23 protein-coding genes and 2 pseudogenes are annotated in these 23,696 nt (G+C 52.8%); 11 read left to right on the forward strand and 14 right to left on the reverse strand.

Going from position 1 to position 23,696, the window contains the following annotated elements:
• The first annotated feature begins 29 nt into the window (after window positions 1–29).
• Window positions 30–1,145, forward strand: coding sequence for a ribonuclease D (gene rnd, locus HV302_RS11000; protein ID WP_016156789.1), 1,116 nt, complete (start codon window positions 30–32; stop codon window positions 1,143–1,145).
• A gap of 49 nt (window positions 1,146–1,194) precedes the next feature.
• Here rnd and HV302_RS11005 read toward each other — a convergent pair whose 3' ends face one another.
• The 4 genes from HV302_RS11005 to HV302_RS11020 all read right to left on the reverse strand — a co-directional run bounded on the left by HV302_RS11005 (window position 1,195) and on the right by HV302_RS11020 (window position 6,340).
• Window positions 1,195–2,160, reverse strand: coding sequence for a PDR/VanB family oxidoreductase (locus tag HV302_RS11005; RefSeq protein WP_075848666.1), 966 nt, complete (start codon window positions 2,158–2,160; stop codon window positions 1,195–1,197).
• A gap of 70 nt (window positions 2,161–2,230) precedes the next feature.
• The gene (yeaW, locus tag HV302_RS11010; protein WP_181627332.1) at window positions 2,231–3,355 is read right to left on the reverse strand and encodes a carnitine monooxygenase, oxygenase subunit YeaW; all 1,125 of its coding nucleotides are present in this window, start codon (window positions 3,353–3,355) and stop codon (window positions 2,231–2,233) included.
• 45 nt (window positions 3,356–3,400) lie between these two features.
• Window positions 3,401–5,002, reverse strand: coding sequence for a BCCT family transporter (locus tag HV302_RS11015; protein WP_049043155.1), 1,602 nt, complete (start codon window positions 5,000–5,002; stop codon window positions 3,401–3,403).
• A 255-nt stretch (window positions 5,003–5,257) separates the two neighbouring features.
• Window positions 5,258–6,340, reverse strand: coding sequence for a tartrate dehydrogenase (locus HV302_RS11020; protein WP_049269114.1), 1,083 nt, complete (start codon window positions 6,338–6,340; stop codon window positions 5,258–5,260).
• A 103-nt stretch (window positions 6,341–6,443) separates the two neighbouring features.
• Between HV302_RS11020 and HV302_RS11025 the strand changes: the two genes are divergently transcribed.
• Entirely contained in the window at window positions 6,444–7,361 is a 918-nt protein-coding gene (locus tag HV302_RS11025) for a LysR family transcriptional regulator (RefSeq protein ID WP_016153377.1), read from the forward strand.
• Between the two features lie 87 nt (window positions 7,362–7,448).
• Here HV302_RS11025 and minE read toward each other — a convergent pair whose 3' ends face one another.
• The 3 genes from minE to minC are packed head-to-tail and all read right to left on the reverse strand — an operon-like array spanning window position 7,449 to window position 9,262.
• Entirely contained in the window at window positions 7,449–7,715 is a 267-nt protein-coding gene (gene minE / locus HV302_RS11030; protein ID WP_001185666.1) for a cell division topological specificity factor MinE, read from the reverse strand.
• Window positions 7,716–7,718: 3 nt separating this feature from the next.
• Window positions 7,719–8,531 (reverse strand): septum site-determining protein MinD, encoded by an 813-nt coding sequence (gene minD / locus HV302_RS11035; protein ID WP_003020956.1) that lies wholly within the window; start codon window positions 8,529–8,531, stop codon window positions 7,719–7,721.
• A gap of 23 nt (window positions 8,532–8,554) precedes the next feature.
• Complete coding sequence (minC, locus tag HV302_RS11040; RefSeq protein ID WP_016153376.1) at window positions 8,555–9,262, reverse strand: septum site-determining protein MinC; 708 nt, start codon at window positions 9,260–9,262, stop codon at window positions 8,555–8,557.
• A gap of 126 nt (window positions 9,263–9,388) precedes the next feature.
• Between minC and HV302_RS11045 the strand changes: the two genes are divergently transcribed.
• The 3 genes from HV302_RS11045 (at window position 9,389) to HV302_RS11055 (ending at window position 10,950) form a co-directional block, all read left to right on the forward strand.
• Window positions 9,389–9,682, forward strand: a complete 294-nt coding sequence (locus tag HV302_RS11045; RefSeq protein ID WP_016153375.1) for a YcgL domain-containing protein — start codon at window positions 9,389–9,391, stop codon at window positions 9,680–9,682.
• Window positions 9,683–9,751: 69 nt separating this feature from the next.
• Window positions 9,752–10,411 carry a fumarylacetoacetate hydrolase family protein gene (locus tag HV302_RS11050; RefSeq protein ID WP_131405058.1) on the forward strand — a complete coding sequence of 220 codons (660 nt, stop codon included), beginning with the start codon at window positions 9,752–9,754 and terminating at the stop codon, window positions 10,409–10,411.
• 92 nt (window positions 10,412–10,503) lie between these two features.
• On the forward strand, window positions 10,504–10,950 hold the full coding sequence (locus HV302_RS11055; RefSeq protein ID WP_016153373.1) for a YcgN family cysteine cluster protein: 447 nt from the start codon (window positions 10,504–10,506) through the stop codon (window positions 10,948–10,950).
• 29 nt (window positions 10,951–10,979) lie between these two features.
• Here the strand turns inward: HV302_RS11055 and HV302_RS11060 are convergent, their stop codons facing one another.
• From HV302_RS11060 to nhaB, 3 genes are all read right to left on the reverse strand, one after another.
• Window positions 10,980–11,321 (reverse strand): DUF1971 domain-containing protein, encoded by a 342-nt coding sequence (locus HV302_RS11060; RefSeq protein ID WP_016153372.1) that lies wholly within the window; start codon window positions 11,319–11,321, stop codon window positions 10,980–10,982.
• Between the two features lie 110 nt (window positions 11,322–11,431).
• Entirely contained in the window at window positions 11,432–11,962 is a 531-nt protein-coding gene (gene dsbB, locus HV302_RS11065; protein ID WP_003844060.1) for a disulfide bond formation protein DsbB, read from the reverse strand.
• 141 nt (window positions 11,963–12,103) lie between these two features.
• Window positions 12,104–13,648: a Na(+)/H(+) antiporter NhaB gene (gene nhaB, locus HV302_RS11070; RefSeq protein WP_029139569.1), complete on the reverse strand. Its 1,545-nt coding sequence runs from the start codon at window positions 13,646–13,648 to the stop codon at window positions 12,104–12,106.
• Window positions 13,649–13,884: 236 nt separating this feature from the next.
• Between nhaB and fadR the strand changes: the two genes are divergently transcribed.
• A complete protein-coding gene (gene fadR / locus HV302_RS11075) occupies window positions 13,885–14,604 on the forward strand; it encodes a fatty acid metabolism transcriptional regulator FadR (RefSeq protein WP_016153370.1) in 720 nt (239 codons plus the stop codon).
• A gap of 78 nt (window positions 14,605–14,682) precedes the next feature.
• Here the strand turns inward: fadR and HV302_RS11080 are convergent, their stop codons facing one another.
• Window positions 14,683–16,215, reverse strand: a complete 1,533-nt coding sequence (locus HV302_RS11080) for a SpoVR family protein (RefSeq protein WP_003833557.1) — start codon at window positions 16,213–16,215, stop codon at window positions 14,683–14,685.
• 322 nt (window positions 16,216–16,537) lie between these two features.
• Between HV302_RS11080 and HV302_RS11085 the strand changes: the two genes are divergently transcribed.
• The 3 genes and pseudogenes from HV302_RS11085 to HV302_RS28580 form a co-directional block, all read left to right on the forward strand.
• Window positions 16,538–17,836, forward strand: coding sequence for a D-amino acid dehydrogenase (locus HV302_RS11085; protein ID WP_046275019.1), 1,299 nt, complete (start codon window positions 16,538–16,540; stop codon window positions 17,834–17,836).
• Window positions 17,837–17,848: 12 nt separating this feature from the next.
• A complete protein-coding gene (gene dadX, locus HV302_RS11090) occupies window positions 17,849–18,919 on the forward strand; it encodes a catabolic alanine racemase DadX (RefSeq protein ID WP_181627333.1) in 1,071 nt (356 codons plus the stop codon).
• A gap of 53 nt (window positions 18,920–18,972) precedes the next feature.
• Window positions 18,973–19,089, forward strand: a pseudogene (locus HV302_RS28580) (hypothetical protein); the annotation flags it as partial.
• Here the strand turns inward: HV302_RS28580 and HV302_RS11095 are convergent.
• Both HV302_RS11095 and ldcA read right to left on the reverse strand, forming a co-directional pair.
• Window positions 19,036–20,766 (reverse strand): annotated as a pseudogene (locus tag HV302_RS11095) (potassium/proton antiporter); the annotation flags it as partial. The pseudogenes HV302_RS28580 and HV302_RS11095 sit on opposite strands and share 54 nt — an antisense overlap.
• A 97-nt stretch (window positions 20,767–20,863) precedes the next feature.
• On the reverse strand, window positions 20,864–21,778 hold the full coding sequence (ldcA, locus tag HV302_RS11100) for a muramoyltetrapeptide carboxypeptidase (protein WP_181627335.1): 915 nt from the start codon (window positions 21,776–21,778) through the stop codon (window positions 20,864–20,866).
• Window positions 21,779–21,876: 98 nt separating this feature from the next.
• Here ldcA and emtA point away from each other — a divergent pair, with 98 nt between their 5' ends.
• The gene (emtA, locus tag HV302_RS11105) at window positions 21,877–22,488 is read left to right on the forward strand and encodes a membrane-bound lytic murein transglycosylase EmtA (RefSeq protein ID WP_016153365.1); all 612 of its coding nucleotides are present in this window, start codon (window positions 21,877–21,879) and stop codon (window positions 22,486–22,488) included.
• 11 nt (window positions 22,489–22,499) lie between these two features.
• On the opposite strand, the gene ycgR is transcribed toward emtA, so the two are convergent.
• Window positions 22,500–23,234: a flagellar brake protein YcgR gene (ycgR, locus tag HV302_RS11110; protein ID WP_095715404.1), complete on the reverse strand. Its 735-nt coding sequence runs from the start codon at window positions 23,232–23,234 to the stop codon at window positions 22,500–22,502.
• Between the two features lie 200 nt (window positions 23,235–23,434).
• Here ycgR and HV302_RS11115 point away from each other — a divergent pair, with 200 nt between their 5' ends.
• On the forward strand, window positions 23,435–23,689 hold the full coding sequence (locus HV302_RS11115; protein WP_016153363.1) for a GlsB/YeaQ/YmgE family stress response membrane protein: 255 nt from the start codon (window positions 23,435–23,437) through the stop codon (window positions 23,687–23,689).
• Window positions 23,690–23,696: the final 7 nt, after the last annotated feature.

Genomic DNA, 23,696 nt, shown 5'->3' on the forward strand with positions numbered 1-23,696 from the left:
ACCTAAGAGAGCACGATTTGAATTATCAAATGATCACCACGGACGACGCGTTAGCCACGCTGTGCGAAGCCGTCCGTGAATTTCCGGCGATAGCCCTGGATACCGAATTTGTTCGCACACGTACCTATTATCCGCAGTTGGGGCTGATCCAGCTGTTTGATGGCAAACACGTTGCTCTGATTGATCCGCTAGGGATCACCGACTGGTCGCCCCTGCGCGATATTCTGCGTGATACCGCCATCACCAAATTCCTGCATGCGGGAAGTGAAGACCTGGAAGTGTTTCTCAACGCTTTTGGCGAACTTCCGCAGCCGTTAATTGACACACAAATCCTGGCCGCGTTTTGCGGTCGTCCACTGTCGTGGGGCTTCGCCTCGATGGTGGAAGAGTTTACGGGTGTGGCGCTCGACAAAAGCGAATCGCGTACCGACTGGCTGGCCAGACCGCTGACCGAGCGTCAGTGCGAATACGCGGCGGCTGACGTCTGGTATCTGTTACCGATCACCACAAAACTGATGGCTGAAACCGAAGCCAGCGGCTGGCTGCCAGCTGCGCTGGACGAATGCCGCTTAATGCAGCAGCGTCGCCAGGAGATTCTGGCGCCAGAAGACGCCTGGCGTGACATCACCAACGCATGGCAACTGCGCACCCGTCAGCTAGCCTGCCTGCAATTGCTTGCCGACTGGCGACTGCGTAAAGCACGCGAGCGCGATCTGGCGGTAAACTTCGTGGTACGTGAAGAGCACCTGTGGGCGGTGGCGCGTTATATGCCGGGCAGCCTGGGTGAACTGGATAGCCTGGGTCTTTCCGGGAGCGAAATTCGTTTCCACGGTAAAACGCTGATCGCCCTGGTGGAAAAGGCACAGGCTTTACCGGAAGAGTCGCTACCGCAGCCGCTGCTGAATTTGATGGATATGCCAGGGTATCGCAAGGCGTTCAAAGCCATCAAAGCGCTGGTTGCCGAGGTGAGTGCGGAACATAATCTCAGCGTCGAACTGCTTGCTTCGCGTCGCCAGATCAACCAGTTGCTCAACTGGCACTGGAAATTAAAGCCGCAGCAATCCCTGCCAGAGCTGGTTTCCGGCTGGCGTGGCGAATTGATGTCCGATCGCCTCAACGCGCTGCTGCAGGAATACCCGCAGTAAGTCACCAGGCTCGCCGGGTCGCGCGTTTGCTGACCCGGCCTGCGCAACGCTACAGATCGAGCACCAGGCGCTTACCTTTGGCGCGCGAGCAGCAGATGAGCATGCTTTGCTGGCTGGCTTTTTCGTCGTCGCTGAAATACTGATCGCGGTGATCCGCTTCCCCTTCGAGAATCGTCGTTTCGCAGGTGCCGCAAACACCTTCCCGGCACAGGCACTCAACCCGGGCGGCTTTGTTATTTTCGATAACCTGCAAAATGGTCATCTCTTCCGGGACCACAAACTCGCGCCCGGAACGCGCCAGCACCAGGGTGAAGGCGTCGCCGCCTTTCTCTTCCACGGCAAATTGTTCGAAATGTAGCGTATTGCTGTCCAGCCCAAGGCGGGAAGCCGCTTCTCTGACAGCATCGTTGAGCACCGCAGGGCCACAGGTGTAGATATGCGTGCCGGGTTCAACATCTGCCAGCAGACGGGCTAAATCGAGGCGGGTGCCTGCGTTCGACAGGTGCAGATGAATGCGATCGGCGCTGGGGTGTTGCATGAGTTCGTCATGAAACGCGCAGGTCTCCTGGCTGGGAGAGCAATAGTGCAGTTGCCATTGCGTCTGAGATTGTTCTAGCTCCGGGAGTTGCGATAAAAACGGTGTGATGCCGATACCTCCGGCAATCAACAGATGTTTTTGTGCCTGAGGGGCGAGGGCGAAGAGATTATTTGGTGTGGAGATCGTGAGCGTGTCGCCGGGCTTCACGTTTTGATGCAGATATCGTGAGCCGCCTTTGGACGCTTCCTCCAGGCGTACGGCGATTTTATAGGCGCGCGTATCGCGTGGTGAACTCATCAGCGAGTACGCATTGCTGTACAGGTTCTCGCCATCGCGCATCTGCACGATAATATGGCTGCCACCCTGAAACGCAGGCAACGGCTGGCCTGAGGTCGCCGTTAAGGTGAAGCATTTTACCTGCGCGGTAATCGTCTCAATCCGGCTGACCCGGACTTCTTGCATTTGATAATCAGACATTGCGGCCTCCCTAAAAAATCTGTCCGACGCGGCTCAGCGACGCGCCGGAACCTGTCGTAAAAGCCCCGGGTTATTCCTGAAAAACCTGGGCGACCAGATTATGGAAATGGGCAATGCCATGCTCGGAGATGCCGCTGCCGCTGGTGTCCGCCATAATGCGTCCCTGGCCGCGATACCCGCGCGATTTCAGCCCTTTTTGTACGCTTTCAACCAGACGTAAATCTTCAGGACGAAAGACGTTGCGATACCATTCGATCAGTTGTTTCTGCTCTTCGGTCAGCTCTTCGTTGGTGAAGTAGATGTCATAGTTTTGCAGCGTGGTTTCCGCATCTACCGGGAATTCGTAGATAACGGTCATCATGCCTTTGATTGGCGTCACGTTGAGCATGGTGCACGGCCACAGCCAGAAACCGTGGAAGGCGGCATCAACCCCTTCTTCGAACTTAAATGACTGCTCTGAAGGTTTGGCGAAACCGTATTGCAGCGTCCAGTTGCCGTGCATGGTATGCCAGTAACGGTCAACCTGGACCGAGTCGGAAAAACCTGGATGGGCCGGACCGCAGTGGTAGCACTCCAGATAGTTATCGACAATATTCTTCCAGTTGGCTGGGGTACGAGTCGTAAAGCGCGCAGCAAGTTTCAGGTCATGCACGTCTGGGCAGGCTTCGATAACTTTGTCTGCAAGACCAGGGAGTTGTTCTTCCACGCTGCCCGCGTTCGGATCCATGTTAATAAACACGAATCCGGCATATTCTTCCAGGCGTACTGGTGTAAGTTGCGCTTTTTCGCTGTCGAAGTTGGCGACGTTTTCGCAGTTACGCGCATGCGCCAGATTGCCGTCAAGTTTGAATGCCCATGCGTGGTAAGGGCAGGTAATCACATTTTTCGCTTTCCCCTCGCCGCTCAACAGCTGATGGCCGCGATGCGGGCAGACGTTGTAGAATGCCCGCAGCACGTTATCGCGACCACGTACCAGCACGATATTCTCGCCAATCACTTCTCGGGTAACATAATCATTGGGTTTCGCCAGTTCGCTACTGTGGGCGACGCAAATCCAGCTTTTAGCGAACACCTTTTCTTGTTCGTGTTCGAAAGCCTGATGGTCGGTATAAAACCGGGCCGGGATAGTCCAGGCATCCTGCGGGTTGGCACAGAAATTTTGCGGCAGAATAAACTCAGGGCTCAGATTGCTCATTGGAATACCTTTAATTTGTGAGTAAGAGGATTTTTGTACTGGCGCTTAATTGTCGCCTTTGAGTAGTGTCCCGGCCGGTGGCGCGACCGGGACGTCAACTGGCGCTTCGGGAAGATGACTTTCAATTTGATGCGCAGGAACGTGGGCATAGTCCTGCCGTACCCAGCGCAGAAAACCGCCAACCTTCACCAACAGGATGGCGAGGAATGGAAGAGCGGTCAGAACCACCGTGGTCTTCATGGTTTCCAGGGACGCGCCGGTGAACAAAATTGATAATGGGATCAGGGTGATGACCACGCACCAGAACAGACGAAGACTGCGCTGCGGATCTTCCCCTTCCTGCAGGTTGCGCGTGCTGGTGGCCGCCATGGTGTAGGCCACAGCATCCATGTGTGAGGCGAGGAATATAATCATGATCGCCAGATACGCCACCAGAAACAGTTTCCCGGCAGGCAACGACATCAACACTTGCTGTACGGCTGTCTCACCGCCCAGCGTCGCCATAACCTGCGGTACGTCGATCACGCCGTTCACAAACTGGTGAATGGAGTAGCTTTCCATCACGCCAAAGAAGAACCAGCAACCAACAGTGCTACCGAGGATTAATGCCCAGATAACCTCTTTGATTTTGCGACCACGGGATACGCGAGTGACAAACATTGCCACGCCCGGCGTGTAGGAGATCCACCACAGCCAGTAGAACACCGTCCAGTTACGGGTGAACTCACCGTTGCCAAGCGGGTCGGTGAAGAGGCTCATTTGCAAAAAATTTTGTGTCGTCAGGCCGATGGCGTTGATGATGTTGTTGGTGATGAACTCGGTCGGGCCGACGATCAGCACCAGCAGCGGCAGTAAAAATGCCCCCCAGCCGACCATTTTGCTCAGACGTTGCAAACCGTTATTGATGCCAATCCAGGAGCTCAGGCAGAAAATGCCGCCAGAGAACAGGATCACAAACGCCTGCACCGTGAAGTTATCCGGTAACCCCGTCAGGGCAGACAAACCGCGGGTAAAGGTGGCGGCGGTGACGACCAGAGAGATGGTTAACGCGCCAACTGTCGCGATCAGGAACATCAGGTCAACCAGGCGACCCCAGACGCCCTGCGGATGCACGCCGGTAATGGCGGCGATAATCCCGGACAGGCTCAGTCCTTTGTTTTTACGCACATGGAAGTGGTAGGCCATGGTTAATGAGGCCAACGTGTAGGTCGCCCATGCGCTGATCCCCCAATGGAAAAAGGAGTAAGGCAGGCTGTATTCCAGCGCTTTTTGCGAGTGCGGCGCGATATTCAGACCCGGGGTCTGGTAATAATAGGCCCACTCAGCAACGCCCCAGTAGAGCGTGGAGGAGCCTAATCCGGCGCATATAAACATAAAAAGCCAGGAGAGCGTGCTGTATTCCGCTTTACCTTCTCCCAGACGAATGTTGCCGTATTTACTGGTAGCCAGCCAGACGACCAGACCCATAGCCATCAGAACGAGGATCTGCACGGCGGAACCCAGCATCCGGGTAACGCCGTTAAAAAGGGTATTTGCGACTTGTGCAGACTGCTGAGGGAAGAGACTAAGTGTGGCGGCGATGAAAAGAATAGCCACCAGGCTGATGGCTATCAGCGGCATGTCTTTTTTCTTGACGTTGCTCAACATGGGATCTCCTGGGCACAGTTGCCCGCGTATGGCATTAGCCTGTCGTTGTTATCATGCTGTAGGGGTAGAATGAGTTATTTTTTATTTAACAATTTTATTATTTGTTATTTACATGAATTAAACAATTGCCCGATGTGTGAAGCAATAAAACACGGAACGGAAATAATAAAAGGTGAATTAGCGCAGGTTATTGGCTCCACAAAGTGCATAAAAAAGCCGCGTCAGTGACGCGGCGCATATTTCGTGGTTTGACCTCTAACGTAGTGCCTGACAGATGGCTTCTCCCACCTGTTGCGTGGTGGCGCAGCCTTTCATATCCGGTGTTTTCGGGCCACTGGCAATAACGTGCTCAATTGCCGCCAGAATACCGTCGTGGGCAGCCTTATAGTTGGCATCACCGTTGCCAAGGAAGTCCAGCATCATGGCGCCAGCCCAGATAGTGGCAATCGGGTTGGCGATGTTTTTTCCGTAAATATCGGGAGCCGAACCATGTACTGGCTCGAACAGGGACGGGAAGGTGCGTTCCGGGTTTAAGTTGGCAGAAGGTGCGATGCCAATCGTCCCGGTACAGGCCGGACCCAGATCGGAGAGGATGTCGCCGAACAGGTTGGAAGCAACCACAACGTCAAAGCGCTCCGGCTGCATCACAAAGCGGGCGCACAGTATATCGATATGCTGTTTATCCCAACGGATCTCAGGATAGTTAGCCGCCATTGCTTCAACACGCTCGTCCCAGTAAGGCATGCTGATGGCCAGACCATTGGATTTGGTCGCCGAGGTCAGGGTTTTGCGCGGGCGGTTTTGCGCCAGCTCGAAAGCATAACGCAATATACGATCCACGCCGCGACGGGTGAAGACCGACTCCTGGATAACCACCTCGTGTTCCGTCCCTTCACTCACGCGTCCGCCGAGAGAAGAGTATTCTCCCTCGGTGTTCTCGCGTACGACGTAGAAATCAATGTCGCCTGGCTGCTTGCCCGCCAGTGGGCAAGGGACTCCCGGGAACAGGCGTACCGGACGCAGGTTGACGTACTGGTCGAATTCGCGGCGAAACTTAAGCAGCGAGCCCCATAAAGAGATGTGGTCCGGTACGGTGTCCGGCCAGCCAACGGCGCCAAAATAGATAGCATCAAAGGATTGCAACTGCTCATGCCAGTCATCCGGCATCATTTTACCGTGATGGGCGTAGTACTCGCAGCTCGCCCATTCCATTTGCTCAAAGCTGAGCGACAACCCCCAACGCTCGGCGGCTGCCTGTAACACATGAATGCCTTCAGGCAGCACTTCTTTACCAATGCCATCTCCGGGGATAGCGGCAATACGACAGGTTTTCTTCATAGCAGCTCTCACTTGTTCGCCATCAAAATTGACTTTCCCCTTATCCTATAATTGACTGATTAATAGTTAATCCCCCTAACTGGTGAAACATAAAACACAGATCATGAATAATCTGCCGCTGCTAAATGATTTACGCGTCTTTATGCTGGTTGCCCGTCGGGCAGGATTTGCCGCCGTTGCCGAGGAACTGGGTGTATCACCGGCTTTTATCAGTAAGCGAGTAGCCCTGCTGGAGCAGACACTGAACGTGGTGCTGCTGCACCGGACAACGCGGCGTGTAACCATCACGGAAGAGGGGGAGCGGATCTACGAATGGGCGCAGCGGATCCTGCAGGATGTCGATCAGATGATGGACGAGTTGTCGGATGCCAGGCAGATCCCGCAGGGGATGCTACGTATTATTAGTAGCTTTGGTTTTGGCCGTCGGGTGGTGGCTCCGGCGCTGTCTGCGCTGGCAAAAGCGTACCCGCAGTTAGAACTGAGGTTCGATGTTGAAGACCGCCTGGTGGATATGGTGAATGAGGGCGTCGATCTTGATATTCGTATCGGGGATGATATCGCGCCGAACCTGATTGCCCGCAAGCTGGCGACTAACTACCGTATTCTGTGCGCTTCGCCGGAATTTGTGGCGCAGCACGGGACGCCGAAGCAACTCAACGATCTCTCCACTTTTCCTTGTCTGGTTATCAAAGAGCGCGACCATCCGTTTGGCATCTGGCAAATGCGTAATAAAGAGGGCGCTCACTCAATTAAAGTTACGGGGCCTCTGTCGTCTAATCATGGCGAAGTGGTACATCAGTGGTGTCTTGATGGGCAGGGAATTGCCCTGCGTTCGTGGTGGGACGTTTGCGACAACATTGCCGGTGGACATCTGGTACACGTATTACCCGAGTATTATCAACCAGCAAATATATGGGCGGTTTATGTTTCTCGGCTGGCGACGTCGGCAAAAATCCGTATTACGGTTGAGTATTTGCGCCGCTATTTTGCCGAAAACTATCCAAAGTTTACTTTGGAATAAATCCGCAACAGCCTGGCAAGAAACTGAAAATAAAAAAGGCAGAATAATCTGCCTTTTTTTGCAACTATAACTCACTGAGCAAAGCCGTTATTTAGACTCTTCAGCTTCAGGTAATGTCACGTTAAGTTCGAGGATAGAAATATCGCCGTCTTTTTGTTCAAGCTGTACGGTGACCATTTCGGGATCAATTTGTACATACTTGCAGATAACCTCGAGAATATCTTTCCTCAGTTGCGGTAAATAATGTGGCTCGGCGTCACTACGACGACGTTCCGCAACAATAATCTGCAGTCGCTCTTTAGCGATGTTCGCTGTGCTCTTTTTCCGCGAGAGAAAAAAATCCAGTAATGCCATAACTTATCCTCCGAACAGGCGTTTGAGGAAACCTTTCTTCTCTTCTTCAATGAAGCGGAAAGGACGTTCTTCTCCCAACAGACGGTCTACGGTATCAGCATAGGCTTTACCGGCATCAGCATTGATGTCGAGAATAACCGGCTCACCCTGGTTAGACGCGCGCAGGACTGACTGATCTTCAGGAATCACGCCAACCAGCTTGATTCGCAGAATTTCCAGTACGTCTTCCATGCTCAGCATGTCACCTTTATTTACGCGGCCAGGGTTGTAGCGCGTCAGCAACAAATGCTCTTTAATCGGATCTTCACCGTTTTCCGCACGACGAGATTTCGACGCCAGAATACCCAGAATACGGTCAGAGTCACGTACAGAGGAGACTTCCGGGTTAGTGGTGATAATCGCTTCATCGGCAAAATACAGGGCCATCAGCGCGCCGGTTTCAATACCCGCTGGGGAGTCGCAGACGATGAAATCGAATTCCATCGTTTTCAGGTCGTCCAGAACTTTCGCGACGCCTTCACGCGTCAGCGCGTCTTTATCGCGAGTCTGTGATGCCGGAAGAATAAAGAGATTTTCGGTACGCTTATCTTTGATTAACGCCTGATTTAACGACGCATCGCCCTGAATAACGTTGACGAAGTCGTAAACGACGCGGCGTTCACAACCCATAATCAGATCGAGGTTACGCAGGCCGATATCAAAATCAATAACGACAGTTTTCTTTCCCTTCTGGGCCAAACCTGTAGCGATGGCCGCGCTGGAGGTGGTTTTGCCAACGCCCCCTTTACCCGAAGTAACAACAATAATGCGTGCCATAGAAATTCCTTGTTAAAAAGGGATCAATTCAACGGTTGAACTGTCAAAGCGTTCTCTGCTAATTGCAGACGGGCCGCTTTGCCATAAAATTCTGCTGGGATTTTATCACTCAGCCAATAAACACCTGCGATAGACACCAGTTCTGCCGTCAGATGGGTACAAAAAATTTGCGCTTCACGATCGCCGCTTGCACCTGCCAGCGCACGGCCTCTCATCATTCCATAAACATGAATATTGCCATCAGCGATAAGCTCTGCGCCCGCACTGACGTGGCTTGTAACAATCAGATCACATTGTGGAGCATAAATGCGCTGACCGGAACGAACCGGCACATTTATTAATCGTGTTTTTGTGATGGGAGTAACGTTTTGCGGCGGAGCGACGGGAGCCGGGACCTCAACAGGCGCAGGACGAATAGCTTTTTCTTTACCTTCAGTCAGTAAAGGAAGACCCATTTCGTCGATTTCTGCCTTTAGTCTGGCGTCTTTGCATCCGCTAACGCCAATAATGCGCAATCCGGTAGACGCGACCACTTTCTGCAGCGCTGACCAGTTTACCGGGCTTTCAAGACCACTCACGTTAACCACCACGGGAGCATGTTTTAAAAAAGCCGGTGCCTGCGCGATTTTGTCTTCCAACGCCTGACGAATAACCTCGGGTTCTGCTTCATGTAAATGAACCACTGATAAGGTGAAGCTACTGCCTTTAAGCTCGATTGGCGTGTTTGACATCCTGGCCTTACTCAATTTGCTATTTATCATCCCCAGCGCGGGGTGATATTCCGAAGACTATAAGGCATGTTATAGTCAGTATTATATTGAGGCAAGCCACCATTCCGTGAATTCAGAGTAAAAGATATGTTTTGTGTGATCTACCGAAGCAGCAAACGTGACCAGACCTATTTATATGTCGAAAAAAAAGACGATTTCTCGCGCGTTCCTGAAGAACTGATGAGAGGATTTGGTCAGCCGACGCTGGCAATGATGTTACCGCTTGATGGGCGTAAAAAATTAGTTAATGCCGATCTTGAAAAAGTAAAACAGGCCCTGACCGAGCAGGGCTATTATTTACAAATACCCCCGCCGCCAGAAGATTTACTTAAACAGCATCTGGCAGCGGCAAAACAAAATACACCAGACGCTAAACGTTAAACTGCATCCGGCAGCAGCACGTTCCATCGATGCAGTACCTGAAATCTATGACTACGTTAGGGGAAAGTAATGTATCAACATCACAACTGGCATGGTGCTCTGCTGGATTATCCGGTGAGTAAGGTGGTTTGCGTAGGGAGTAACTATGCCAACCATATTAAAGAGATGGGCGGAACCACCCCGGAAGAACCGGTTCTGTTTATTAAACCGGAAACCGCGCTGTGCGATTTGCGCCAGCCGCTGGTGATCCCATCTGATATGGGGTCTGTCCACCATGAAGTTGAGCTGGCTGTGCTGATCGGCGCGACCCTGCGGCAAGCGACAGAAGATCATGTGCGCAAAGCCATTGCCGGTTATGGTGTCGCGCTGGATCTGACCCTGCGCGATATTCAGGGCAAAATGAAGAAGGCGGGGCAGCCATGGGAAAAAGCGAAGGGTTTTGATAACTCTTGCCCGCTGTCTGGATTTATTCCGGTGGCGGAATTTAATGGCGATCCGCAGGATACGATGCTTGGATTAACGGTCAACGGTGAAACTCGCCAGCACGGCTCCACGGCGGACATGATCCATCACATCGTTCCCTTGATTGCTTATATGAGCCGTTTCTTTACCCTCAAAGCGGGCGATGTGGTGCTAACGGGAACGCCAGCAGGCGTGGGACCTTTAAGCAGCGGCGACGAACTGGCCATCAGTTTTCACAGTCAAACGCTAACAACCCGCGTGCTGTAATCTCTGCTTGCCGCCTTTTCGGGCGGCAAAACTTGCATCAGCGTGCCAGACTGGTTATAAGGTGCAGCTTTATTGCAATAGCGGAAACCCTGATGAGCGACATACCTTTCTGGCAAAGTAAAACCCTTGATGAAATGACCGATGCCGAGTGGGAGTCATTATGTGACGGGTGCGGTCAATGCTGCCTGCATAAGCTGATGGATGAAGACACTGACGAAATCTACTTTACCAACGTCGCCTGTCGTCAGCTCAACATTAAAACCTGCCAGTGTCGTAATTACGAACGTCGATTCGAGTACGAGCCTGACTGCATCAAACTGACGCGTGATAATCTGCCGACTTTTGAATGGTTGCCGATGACCTGCGCCTATCGTCTGCTCGCAGAAGGAAAAGGGCTGCCGGAGTGGCACCCGTTGCTGACAGGATCAAAAGCGGCGATGCACGGTGAACGTATCTCGGTTCGTCATATTGCGGTGAAAGAGTCGGAAGTGCGTGACTGGCAGGATCATATCCTGAACAAACCTTCATGGGCGGACTGACCCGCCCATCGATTAGCAGGCGTTAAGGGTTAAGACTTTTTCGCCTGATACATTTCATCGGAGTGGTTGTCATCTTCCACCCAGAAGTTAATGTTGAATTGCGCATCGTCGCTTAATTCAACGCGATGCCAGTACTGCGGTGGGCTGGTCGCGAACTGACCGGCATTAATCACCACTTTCACTTCAGGTTCTTTTGCGTCTTCATTGGCAAAGCCATAATACGTTACCGTACCTTCCATTACGCAGAGCTGTCCAAACACGCCTGCTGCGGTGTTATGGTGAGAAAGAAGTGCTGCCGGGACGTTGTCTTTGGTAAAGAAGGGAGTAGAGCGTTTTACTTTCCAGTTTGCCGGGATGCGTAAATGGGACATCAGACATCTCCTTGGTGTGGTATCTATAAGATGTATTTAATATACATTTTATAGATGCCAGCAGGCAATGAATTTAAGGCAAAAAAAACGCTCCCGAAGGAGCGTCTCTGTTAGCGACCGAAGAGGTCACGTTTTTTCGGTTTAAACGGCTGTGCTATGACTACCAGCACGGCGACCACCAGGTAAGCGGCGAAGATCCCCAACAGCCACTGTGGCATTTCCAGGGTTAAAAAAGACCACTGGCGTTCAGCACAGTCACCGGATGCTAAAAACACCTGCGGCAGCCATTTGTCCAGCGGCAGCCAGCTCGGGAAGCGTGCGGCAAAATCACAGGTCATAAACGGTGATGGGTGCAACTGAATCATGGTGTGCTCATAAGCTAACTGCAGTCCGCGCCAGGCACTGTAAATCCAGATAATCATCGCCACATAGCGCAGCGGCGTTTTTGGTGCGATAGCCCCCACCAGCCCCGCGCCCATCACGCCAAATAATGCGCTACGTTCGTAAATACACAACACGCAAGGTTTTAGCAGCATGACGTGCTGGAACCACAGCGCGACAAGCTCCAGCGCAAAGGCGGTTAACGCCAACAATAACCATGCACCACGACCTCGGGAGCACTGGTTTAAAAATCGCAACATAATAATTTCCCTGCAACATGCGTAGAGAGCGCAGTTTAAACCAATTCAATTTATGCGCCACTAGCAGGAATTGAAAATTTGAGTAATCGGATAATTATCATGCAAAAAGTCAAACCGGGCAGTGATTTGCCCGGTAAATTGTTATGAAAGTGTAGCTAACCAGCCCGCCTGGGTCATCCACTCAGTCACCGGAACAAGCGTGAACTCGACGCAAAGCAGACCAACCAGCGTCAGGACGAGAGTATAAGGCAGAGCCATCCACACCATGCGACCATAAGAGAGTCGAATCAATGGTGCCAGCGCGGAGGTCAGCAGGAACAGGAATGCCGCCTGGCCATTTGGCGTAGCAACGGAAGGCAGGTTAGTCCCGGTATTGATCGCCACCGCTAACAGCTCAAATTGGTTAAGGCTGATGGTCCCATGTTCCAACGCGGCTTTGGCTTCGTTAATGTAAATGGTGCCGACAAACACGTTATCAGAGATAGAAGACAGCAGACCGTTAAAGAGATAGAACAGCGTCAGTTGAGCATGTTCAGAGGACTGCAAAACAAACTGAATAATCGGTGAAAAGAGCTGTTGATCGATAATCACCGCAACGATAGAGAAGAACACGGTTAGCAGGGCAGTGAAAGGCAGCGACTCGGTAAACGCTTTACCAATCGCGTGTTCGTCAGTAACGCCGGTCAACGACGTGGCCAGGATAATGACGGACAGACCGATTAATCCGACTTCCGCCAGATGCAGGGCCAGGGCAACCACCAGCCAGATACCGATAATCGCCTGAACAATCAGTTTGATTTTTTCCTGACGAGTACGCTGCTGACGGCTTTGATCGTCAAACTGTTGCAGGACATCGCGGACGGTCTCCGGCAGCGTTTCGCCATAGCCAAACCAGCGCAATTTCTCAACCAGCATGCAGGTTAACAGGCCGCAAATCAGCACCGGGACGGTGACCGGCGACATGCGCAGGAAAAAGTCACCAAAATGCCAGCCAGCCGCTTTGGCGATAATCAGGTTTTGCGGTTCGCCGACCATAGTCATTACGCCGCCTAACGCCGTACCGACACCCGCATGCATCATCAGGCTGCGCAGAAAACCACGGAACTGCTCCAGTACGACCTTATTGTGCTGATCGATATGGCTATCATCGAGCATATTGTTGTCTTCCGTGCGGGAAGAGGCGAAGCGATGGTAAATACCATAAAAACCAACCGCTACGCTGATTACCACGGCAACAACGGTCAGCGCATCCAGGAATGCAGAAAGGAAGGCAGCGGCAACGCAAAATGCCAGCGACAGCAGCATCTTGGAGCGAATCGTAAGCAGTAGGCGGGTGAAAATAAACAGCAGCAACTGCTTCATAAAGTAGATGCCAGCCACCATAAACATCAGCAGCAATAGCACCTCAAGGTTAGCGGCAACCTCTTCACGCACATGTGTGGCACTGGTCATGCCGATGATGACCGCCTCGATGGCTAGCAACCCGCCTGGTAGCAGCGGGTAACATTTTAACGCCATCGCCAGCGTAAAAATGAACTCGGCCACCAACAGCCAGCCCGCAATAAAGGGATTGATGAAAAATATAACCGGGTTAACGACTAAGAAAACGAGTAGTGCAAGTTTGTACCAGTCAGGTGATTGACCTAAAAAATTGCGCCACATAGCGCGGCCCCATGATAGCTCCATGGTGATTTCCCTACCTTTAAAAATGAAATCATGTTTTTATGTTTGACCGCAAAGCTTAGCGGGAGGAGGGAGTACAGGCAAGCTATTCACGCGACGGACAAGGCTGGCTGTGCTTCAGCGTAATCTGGAAAATGAAGCCTTGATCCACTTTTTCTTCATTGCGTCAGCTATCAGCCATGTAGCCCGTCTGGTATGATAACTGTAACTATGTTTTGCTGTGTAATGGAATTATCACTATGGTCATTAAGGCGCAAAGCCCGGCTGGGTTCGCGGAAGAGTACATCATTGAAAGTATCTGGAATAACCGCTTCCCACCTGGCACTATTTTGCCTGCTGAACGTGAACTCTCTGAACTGATTGGAGTGACACGTACCACGTTACGCGAGGTATTACAGCGTCTGGCGCGGGACGGTTGGTTGACCATTCAACACGGCAAGCCGACGAAGGTGAATAACTTCTGGGAAACCTCTGGGCTAAATATCCTTGAAACGCTGGCGCGTCTCGATCACGAGAGCGTGCCGCAGCTTATTGATAATCTGCTGTCCGTGCGTACCAACATCTCGACGATCTTTGTTCGTACCGCGTTTCGCCAGCATCCTGATAAAGCGCAGGAGGTTCTGGCAACGGCAAATCAGGTGGCCGACCATGCTGATGCGTTCGCCGATCTGGACTATAACATTTTCCGCGGTCTGGCATTTGCCTCTGGCAATCCGATTTACGGTTTGATCCTCAATGGAATGAAGGGATTATATACCCGCATTGGCCGCCATTATTTCGCCAATCCGGAAGCCCGCGCGCTGGCGCTGAGCTTTTACCGTAAGCTGTCAGAACTTTGTGATCAGGGTGCTCATGAGCAGGTATATGAAACGGTGCGTCGCTATGGTCACGACAGCGGCGAGATTTGGCATCGTATGCAGAAAAACCTGCCGGGCGATTTAGCTATTCAGGGGCGCTAATCGCACCTTATCCGGCCTACGAACTGCACGATTGTAGGCCGGATAAGACGTTTTCGCGTCGCCATCCGGCATTAAGATTTACAGACCGTTCATCCTCGGCGGGCAACGCTCCAGCAGTTCCACACTGCCGTCTTCATTCTGCTGCTCCAGCATCACGTCAAAACCCCAGAGCCGGTGCACATGCTTGAGCACCTCTTTGCGTCCTTTATCCAGCGGAGCGCGGTTATGCGGAATATAGCGCAAGGTGAGCGAGCGGTCGCCGCGCAGATCGACATTCCAGATTTGAATATTCGGCTCAAGGTTGCTCAGGTTATATTGCGACGACAGCCTGTTGCGGATCTCACGATATCCTTCCTCGTTGTGAATCGCGGAAATCTCCAGATAATTATGACGATCGTCATCCAGCACGGTGAACAGGCGGAAATCACGCATAACCTTCGGTGACAGGAACTGGCTGATGAAGCTCTCATCTTTGAAATCGCGCATCGCGAAATGCAGGGTTTCCAGCCAGTCAGAACCCGCTATATCCGGGAACCAGTATTTGTCCTCTTCGGTAGGCGACTGACAAATTCGTTTAATATCCTGGAACATGGCAAAACCCAGGGCATAGGGGTTTATGCCGCTATACCACGGGCTGTTGTACGGCGGCTGGAACACCACATTGGTATGGCTATGTAAAAACTCCAGCATAAACCGTTCGGTGACTTTACCTTCGTCATAAAGGTGATTAAGGATGGTGTAATGCCAGAAAGTGGCCCACCCTTCGTTCATCACCTGGGTCTGTTTCTGCGGATAAAAATACTGGCTGACCTTGCGCACAATGCGCAGCACTTCGCGTTGCCAGGATTCCAGCAGCGGGGCGTTCTTCTCCATGAAGTACAGCAGGTTCTCCTGCGGTTCAGAAGGATAACGTCGGGCTTCCGCAACGGTTTTCTCTTCCTCTTTCTTCGGCAGCGTACGCCACAACATATTTACCTGGCTTTGCAGATACTCTTCACGGCTTTTCTGTCGGGCTTTCTCTTCCTGTAGGGAGATTTTTTGCGGGCGTTTGTAACGATCCACGCCGTAGTTCATCAGCGCGTGACAGGAGTCGAGGAGCTTTTCGACTTCATCCACGCCGTAACGCTCTTCACACTGGGTAATATAGTTTCGCGCGAAGATCAGGTAATCAACGATGGAGCTGGCATCCGTCCAGCTACGGAACAAATAGTTGTTTTTAAAGAAGGAGTTATGTCCGTAGCAGGCATGCGCCATCACCAACGCCTGCATGGTGATGGTGTTCTCCTCCATCAGATACGCGATACACGGATTGGAGTTGATAACAATCTCATAGGCCAGCCCCTGCTGACCATGCTTATACAAACGCTCGGTTTCAATAAATTTTTTACCAAACGACCAGTGAGGATAGTTGATTGGCATCCCGACGCTGGAGTAAGCGTCCATCATTTGTTCGGAGGTGATCACCTCGATTTGGTGCGGGTAGGTATCCAGTCTGTAGAGTTTCGCCACGCGGTCTATTTCCGCCAGATAGACATCCAGCAGATCAAACGTCCAGTCGGGTCCATCGCTTAACCGTGTGCTGTCCTTGTTCATGGAATCAATCGTAGCCATTCGCGCACCCTCATTGTTGGCGGCACTCTCTGTCTGGAGTACCTCATTTCAAGCATAGATCATGGTGTTAAAAAACGTGCTGCGGCTGAATTTTTTTCTTTGCGATTTCTTGTTAGCGAGGCGTCGAAAAACGGTATGGCCGCAAAATTTTATGCTGGATAAAAATAACGCACAGCAGGAGATACCAAAGCAGGGAGTTCCCCGCCATCACCGCCATATGTGAGATAAGTCACCATAAAAAAGCCATATGTTGAATAATATTTTCAACTGAGTTATCAAGATGTAATTAGATGATTGTTCTTTTACTGTTAACGGAGTGGCTATGCGAGTTGTCATACTGGGAAGTGGTGTCGTTGGCGTGACCAGCGCCTGGTACTTAAGTCAGGCTGGACACGATGTCACCGTCATTGATCGTGAGCCCGGTCCGGCACTGGAAACCAGTGCGGCGAACGCGGGGCAAATCTCTCCAGGTTATGCAGCACCCTGGGCGGCGCCAGGCGTTCCGCTTAAAGCAATTAAATGGATGTTTCAGCGCCACGCGCCGCTGGCCGTTCGCCTCGACGGGACGCAGTTCCAGTTGAAATGGATGTGGCAGATGCTACGTAACTGCGACACCAGCCATTACATGGAAAACAAGGGCCGGATGGTGCGACTGGCGGAATACAGCCGTGATTGCCTGAAAGCGCTACGCGCCTCTACCGGTATCGAGTACGAAGGACGCCAGGGTGGAACGTTGCAACTGTTCCGTACCGCTCAACAGTATGAGAACGCGACCCGCGACATCGCCGTCCTCGAGGACGCCGGTGTGCCGTATCAGCTCCTGGAAGCAAGCCGCCTGGCGGAAGTTGAACCGGCGCTGGCGGAAGTGGCACACAAGCTGACCGGCGGTCTGCGTTTACCGAATGACGAAACGGGTGACTGCCAGCTGTTTACCCAGCGTCTGGCGCTGATGGCGGAGCAGGCGGGTGTGAAATTTCGCTTTAATACTCCGGTCGATAAGCTGTTGAGCGATGGTGAGCAGATTTATGGCGTTCAGTGTGGCGAGGAGATAGTCAAAGCCGATGCCTATGTAATGGCGTTCGGCTCGTACTCTACGGCGATGCTGAAGGGGATCGTTGATATTCCGGTCTATCCGCTCAAAGGCTATTCATTGACCATTCCGGTGGCGCAAGATGACGGCGCGCCGGTTTCAACGATCCTTGATGAAACCTACAAAATCGCCATTACCCGCTTTGATAATCGTATTCGCGTTGGCGGCATGGCGGAGATTGTCGGCTTCAATACGGAATTGCTGCAACCCCGTCGTGAGACGCTGGAGATGGTCGTCCGCGATCTCTTCCCACGCGGTGGGCATGTGGAGCAGGCAACCTTCTGGACCGGGCTGCGTCCGATGACGCCGGACGGTACGCCAGTGATCGGGCGAACGCGCTTTAAGAATCTACTGCTTAATACCGGCCACGGCACGCTGGGCTGGACCATGGCCTGCGGTTCGGGTCAGTTGCTGAGCGACATTCTGTCTGGCCGCACACCAGCCATTCCTTACGACGATCTGAGCGTGGCGCGTTACAGCCCGGGGTTTACCCCATCTCGTCCACGGCATTTACATGGCGCACATAACTGATAAGGACGTGAGATGACTCGCCCAATACTGGCCAGCATTGACCTGCAGGCGTTGAAACAAAACCTGACCATTACCCGCCAGGCCGCGCCGGACGCCCGCGTCTGGTCGGTGGTGAAAGCCAATGCATACGGACACGGCATTGAACGTGTCTGGAATGCGCTGGGCACAACCGACGGTTTTGCCATGCTCAATCTTGAAGAAGCGATAACCCTGCGTGAGCGCGGGTGGAAAGGCCCGATACTCATGCTGGAGGGATTTTTCCACGCCGAAGACCTGGTGGTGTATGACAAATATCGTCTGACCACCTGTGTACACAGTAACTGGCAATTAAAAGCGCTGCAGAATGCGCGCCTCAACGCGCCGCTGGATGTTTACCTGAAGGTGAACAGCGGCATGAACCGACTGGGTTTTTTACCGGAAAGAGTATCAACGGTCTGGCAACAGCTGCGGGCAATGCCCAACGTCGGTGAAATGACGCTGATGTCCCACTTTGCAGATGCGGAGCACCCGGAAGGTATTCAGGAAGCTATGGCGCGGATTGCACAGGCGACAGAAGGGCTGGAGTGCAGACGGTCGCTGTCCAATTCGGCCGCCACACTGTGGCACCCTGAAGCATATTATGACTGGGTGCGCCCGGGCATTATTTTGTATGGCGCGTCACCTTCGGGACAGTGGCGGGACATCGCCAATACCGGCCTGAAACCGGTCATGACCCTGAGCAGCGAGATAATCGGCATACAGACGCTGAAAGCTGGAGATCGGGTGGGCTACGGGGGACGCTATACCGCCAGCGGCGAGCAGCGTATTGGCATTGTGGCGACCGGGTATGCAGACGGTTATCCGCGCCATGCGCCAAGCGGAACGCCGGTGCTGGTGGACGGCGTACGCACTACAACGGTGGGGACGGTCTCAATGGATATGCTGGCGGTAGATCTGACACCGTGTCCGCAGGCGGGGATCGGGACGCCGGTAGAGCTGTGGGGCAAAGAGATTAAAATTGACGATGTGGCCAGCGCCTCGGGTACGGTGGGCTACGAGTTGATGTGTTCTCTGGCGCTGCGCGTGCCGGTTGTGACGGTGTAACGTATCTAAAGCCGGATGTCGACGCTGATGCGTTTCATCCGGCTACACCGTTTATGCGACGCAGAGCGCAAACCGGGCAAAGCGCTGCCGCCGCCCGGCAAAAAGCATCAACGCGCCTCATCCTCATCTTCAGCAACGCGAACACCGACCTTCAGCACCGCATTATCTTCTTTCTCAGCAACCGTCCAGATCATGCCAGCAAATTCGACCTGGTCACCGACGACCGGCGCGGCGCCAAGCAGATGCTGGACAATTTCACCCAGCGTTTGCTGTTTATCACGATACTTTGTGCCATCTTCCAGGCCATAAATCAGTGCCACATCGGCGTATTTTGCGCTGGCCTCGAGAATAAAATCACCGAAGAAGCGCTGGTCTAAAGACACCGGCGGCGACTGGCTAAACAGCTTGCCGAGAGCAGGGAGATCGCGCTCACGACCAATGACGCACAGAACATCGCCTTCACGCAGCCGCGTGCTACCGGATGGGTGAAACAGCACGTTGTCACGAAACAGGGCGGCAATTCGCGTCTCTTCCGGCATATGCAAGTCGCGCAGTGCGGCTCCTACACACCACTTATCCGCGCTGAGCTGATAAACAAACTGCTCCCAGGGGTTTTCCGGATGAATATCCAGACCAATGCGCGAAACGGGCCAGCCGACGGGAGGAACCACCACTTTGGCTTTTTTGGCGGCCCAGGAAAGCGACGTTCCCTGAAACAGCAGCGAGATCAGAACCACGAAGAACGCGACGTTAAAGAACAGGCGCGCATTCTCCAGACCCGCCATCATTGGGAACACGGCGAGGATGATGGGGACTGCACCGCGCAGGCCCACCCAACTGATGAAAATGCGCTCGCGCAGATTGAAGCCACGAAACGGCAGCAGTCCGGCGAAGACCGACAGCGGACGGGCAATGAATATCATCCATGCAGACAAAATCAGCGCAGGTATCGCGATAGGCAGCAGGTCGGACGGCGTAACCAGCAGTCCCAGCACCAGGAACATGGCGATTTGCGCCAACCATGCCAGACCGTCGAAGTTTTGCAGAATGCCAAATCGGTTGCGGATGGGGCGATTACCCAGCAGGAAACCACACAGATAGACCGCCAGAATACCGCTGCCTTCCAGTGCAGTGGTCAGGGCAAAAATCAGGATCCCACCGCTTAAGGCCAGTAGCGGATAAAGCCCGGCAGGCAGTGAAATGCGGTTAATCATTTGCTGAAGCAGGTAGCCCCCACCGAGACCCAGTATGATCCCTAAGCCGAACTGCTGGATAATATGCACCGCAAACATCCAGCTTAAACCGGTCTCGTGATTTTGAATCATGGCGATAAGCGTGATGGTTAAAAACACCGCCATCGGGTCATTACTCCCGGATTCAATTTCCAGCGTAGAGCCAACACGTTCGTTAAGCCCCTTGCCGCCGAGCAGGGAAAAAACCGCCGCGGCATCGGTTGAACCGACAATCGCGCCAATCAGGAGTCCTTCGATAAGATCCAGATGAAACAGCCACGCGGCCATCATGCCGGTGAGTCCGGAGGTAATCAGCACCCCGACGGTCGCCAGCGACAGCGCCGGGCCTAACGCGACACGAAATGAGCTGGCCTGGGTGCGCATCCCGCCGTCGAGCAGGATAACCGCCAGCGCCAGGTTACTCACCATATAGGCGAAAGGGTAGTTATCGAAAGGAATACCGCCCACGCCGTCGACTCCCGCTAACATACCGATAGCGAGAAATATCACCAGAATAGGGATACCAAGACGTGATGAGAATGAACTGAGTAAGATACTGCAGGTGACGAGTACGGAACCCAAAATAAAAAGGCTAATTATTGCTGCGGCATCCAACGTTCGGTTACTCCTGAATTACGCTGTTTCGTATTTATAAACCCTAACATAATAACGACAGAAACAGCGTTTTACTTAGCCCTGTTAACCGCTTTTTTTACGATTTAAGTACCGGATGCCCACTTAAGGTGAGCTGAGCGCCGTTTTTATCATTTTTCAATACCGCTCTGGCCCCCAACGGCAAGGTGACGGTGCGTTGTTCATGACCAAAATCGAGGCCGTCGATCAACGGAACCGATAACCTGGCGCGTAGAAAATCACAAACTGAGTCAAGACTGTAGCCCGCGTCGTAATCATTAGGTGCGCTGCCGCTAAAACTGCCGAGGATAATGGCGTTTTGTCGGGCCAGTATTCCTGCGTGATACAGTTGCAGCAGCATGCGTTCAATGCGAAAAGGATGCTCGTTAATGTCTTCCAGCACCAAAATGCCGTTTTCGATAGCGGGCATCCACGGCGTGCCCATCAGAGAAATGAGCATCGCCAGATTTCCGCCCCATAGCGTACCTTCGGTCGCACATGCCGGACCGTTACCTTGCCACTCGAGGGTAAATTGGGCATTGCGAACAGCCTGCCAGAAATGGTGCTCGGTAAATGCGTTCATCTCCTCGGCACCAAAGTTAGCCGCCAGCATCGGGCCGCTGAAGCTAATCACATTCCCCTGCGCCAGCAGACCACACTGGATCGCGGTAAAATCGCTGTGTCCGCACAGCAGCAGCGGGTTGTGTTGCTGACGGGCCGCCAGCGCCTGCCAGTCAATATCTGCCAGTAAACGGCTCGCGCCATAGCCGCCGCGTACTGCCATCACAATGGTATCGGGCGTGTTCAGATTTACGAGCGCGTTCACATCAGCAAGCCGTTCTGCTTCTGTACCCGCAAAACGCTGACAGCGGCGCGCAATGACCGCTGAATTGTCGACCTGATGACCGGCCTCAGTAAGACGCGCCAGCCCGCGTAAGGCAGCCTGCTGGTTGATACAGTAGCCCGACGGGGCAATTAAGTGAAACCGGGACATGGCATTTCCTTGCTACAACTAAAACCAAATGTATATCATGCCGCGTAGGTATGTCGTTGTCACCTCAGCGACAGGTTCCGGCTATAAGGATAGATGACGTGAAATTGAGATGGTTTGCTTTTTTGGTTGTATTACTTGCGGGCTGTAGTTCAAAACAGGATTACAAAAATCCGCCGTGGAATGCTGAAGTTCCGGTTAAACGCGCAATGCAATGGATGCCGATCAGCGAAAAAGCCGGTGCGGCCTGGGGTGTCAGTCCACAATTGATTACCGCTATCATCGCCATTGAATCAGGTGGAAACCCGAATGCGGTCAGTAAGTCTAATGCGATTGGCCTGATGCAGTTAAAAGCCTCTACGTCAGGGCGTGATGTTTATCGTCGCATGGGGTGGAGTGGCGAGCCGTCAACCAGCGAGCTGAAAAATCCTGAGCGCAATATCTCGATGGGGGCCGCATACCTGAGCATTCTTGAGACCGGGCCGCTGGCCGGGATCGAAGATCCGCAGGTGATGCAATATGCGCTGGTGGTATCGTACGCCAACGGTGCGGGCGCGCTGCTGCGAACGTTCTCCTCCGACAGGAAAAAAGCCATTAATAAGATAAACGATCTCAGCCCGGATGAATTTATTGAACATGTTGCGGATAATCATCCGGCGCCGCAGGCTCCGCGCTATATCTGGAAGCTTCAACAAGCGCTGGATGTGATGTAATTCAGGTGATGCTAATCGCGCACCTTATTTGACTTTTCCCGGGCCTCGCGCTCGAGGGAAAAAATAATCCGCTGTAGGTTACGCTCCACCGCCGGGCCGACGTTGAGAAAACGAAAGCTCAGGCGGGGAGTGGTAATTGTTTCGTTTTTCCCGTCGATAACTTTGCGTTCGCTAATGGAAATTAGCTGGGCGTCCACCTGATACACTCCCCATTGCTCCATGTTCAGTTCAACCTGTGAAAAGCGCATGCCTTCTACCAGTCCCTCTGGTTTTGCCGTTTCTAACAGCCCGCCCATACCGCCAAGAGACAAATCGAATAAGCGAAAACACAGCGTGCTGTTATCCGGCATTTTTACCGTGCAGCGATAGGGGGGATGCAGCGGAGCACCGATACGGAAATATTCCCGACGCTGGACGAACCACAGAGATGGCGGCAATGATGAGATAAATGCGGGTAACCGCTGGTATTCGCCTTTTTTCAGCTGTGGCAGGGTGAACTCCACTTTGGCTCCCTGCGTTTCGGCGATAATCGTTATCTGACTGGCTCGCTGCACGGCCTGGTTTTCATATTCCTGACTACCAAAATCCATGATCAGTTCGTCCGGGCTGACCGCCAGTATTTTGCTGATGAACTGGCCACCTGACCAGGAGATACGCAGCGGAACCTGCTGCGAATTTAAGTCCCGGAGTACGCCTAACACCGCTAACGGATTTTGCTTCAGGAACTGCTCATTGTAGTTACTCACACCTAATGACTCCTGGATGCCTGGTTTATCGTTGGATTATCGGCATCAATCAACGGAACTTAATACAAATGGATGAAATTTTTTACCAAACCCAATGAATTAAGTCTGAGGGAAAAAGCACGTAGCGATGGCTTGCCTATACTTAACGTGCTGGCGCAAGAATGTCTTGCGCGTGCGTTCACTGGAAAGAGGGCCTGGAAATGGGAATTATTACCTGGATTATTTTTGGTCTGATTGCGGGGGTTATCGCCAAACTGATTATGCCGGGGCGCGATGGCGGTGGATTTATCCTGACCTGCATTCTCGGTATTATCGGTGCTGTGGTCGGTGGATGGCTGGCTACGATGTTCGGTATCGGCGGCGATATCAGCGGGTTTAATCTCCACAGCTTCCTGGTGGCCGTGGTCGGCGCGATTGTTGTGCTGGGTGTCTTTCGGCTTGTACGACGAGATTAATCGAACG

The sequence above is a fragment of the Citrobacter sp. RHBSTW-00859 genome, assembly GCF_013729795.1.
In the GTDB taxonomy this organism is placed as follows: Bacteria; Pseudomonadota; Gammaproteobacteria; order Enterobacterales; family Enterobacteriaceae; genus Citrobacter; species Citrobacter braakii.

Bases quoted from the DNA above. Each gene is read 5' to 3' on its own strand.
- HV302_RS11060 (WP_016153372.1), bottom strand. From the start codon at position 11,321: ATGTCCCATTTACGCATCCCGGCAAACTGGAAAGTAAAACGCTCTACT.
- nhaB (WP_029139569.1), bottom strand. From the start codon at position 13,648: ATGGAGCTATCATGGGGCCGCGCTATGTGGCGCAATTTTTTAGGTCAA.
- HV302_RS11115 (WP_016153363.1), top strand. From the start codon at position 23,435: ATGGGAATTATTACCTGGATTATTTTTGGTCTGATTGCGGGGGTTATC.
- HV302_RS11005 (WP_075848666.1), bottom strand. From the start codon at position 2,160: ATGTCTGATTATCAAATGCAAGAAGTCCGGGTCAGCCGGATTGAGACG.
- HV302_RS11025 (WP_016153377.1), top strand. From the start codon at position 6,444: ATGAATAATCTGCCGCTGCTAAATGATTTACGCGTCTTTATGCTGGTT.
- HV302_RS11055 (WP_016153373.1), top strand. From the start codon at position 10,504: ATGAGCGACATACCTTTCTGGCAAAGTAAAACCCTTGATGAAATGACC.
- HV302_RS11015 (WP_049043155.1), bottom strand. From the start codon at position 5,002: ATGTTGAGCAACGTCAAGAAAAAAGACATGCCGCTGATAGCCATCAGC.
- minD (WP_003020956.1), bottom strand. From the start codon at position 8,531: ATGGCACGCATTATTGTTGTTACTTCGGGTAAAGGGGGCGTTGGCAAA.
- minE (WP_001185666.1), bottom strand. From the start codon at position 7,715: ATGGCATTACTGGATTTTTTTCTCTCGCGGAAAAAGAGCACAGCGAAC.
- minC (WP_016153376.1), bottom strand. From the start codon at position 9,262: ATGTCAAACACGCCAATCGAGCTTAAAGGCAGTAGCTTCACCTTATCA.
- yeaW (WP_181627332.1), bottom strand. From the start codon at position 3,355: ATGAGCAATCTGAGCCCTGAGTTTATTCTGCCGCAAAATTTCTGTGCC.
- dadX (WP_181627333.1), top strand. From the start codon at position 17,849: ATGACTCGCCCAATACTGGCCAGCATTGACCTGCAGGCGTTGAAACAA.
- HV302_RS11085 (WP_046275019.1), top strand. From the start codon at position 16,538: ATGCGAGTTGTCATACTGGGAAGTGGTGTCGTTGGCGTGACCAGCGCC.
- dsbB (WP_003844060.1), bottom strand. From the start codon at position 11,962: ATGTTGCGATTTTTAAACCAGTGCTCCCGAGGTCGTGGTGCATGGTTA.
- ldcA (WP_181627335.1), bottom strand. From the start codon at position 21,778: ATGTCCCGGTTTCACTTAATTGCCCCGTCGGGCTACTGTATCAACCAG.
- HV302_RS11050 (WP_131405058.1), top strand. From the start codon at position 9,752: ATGTATCAACATCACAACTGGCATGGTGCTCTGCTGGATTATCCGGTG.
- fadR (WP_016153370.1), top strand. From the start codon at position 13,885: ATGGTCATTAAGGCGCAAAGCCCGGCTGGGTTCGCGGAAGAGTACATC.
- HV302_RS11045 (WP_016153375.1), top strand. From the start codon at position 9,389: ATGTTTTGTGTGATCTACCGAAGCAGCAAACGTGACCAGACCTATTTA.
- rnd (WP_016156789.1), top strand. From the start codon at position 30: ATGATCACCACGGACGACGCGTTAGCCACGCTGTGCGAAGCCGTCCGT.
- HV302_RS11080 (WP_003833557.1), bottom strand. From the start codon at position 16,215: ATGGCTACGATTGATTCCATGAACAAGGACAGCACACGGTTAAGCGAT.
- HV302_RS11020 (WP_049269114.1), bottom strand. From the start codon at position 6,340: ATGAAGAAAACCTGTCGTATTGCCGCTATCCCCGGAGATGGCATTGGT.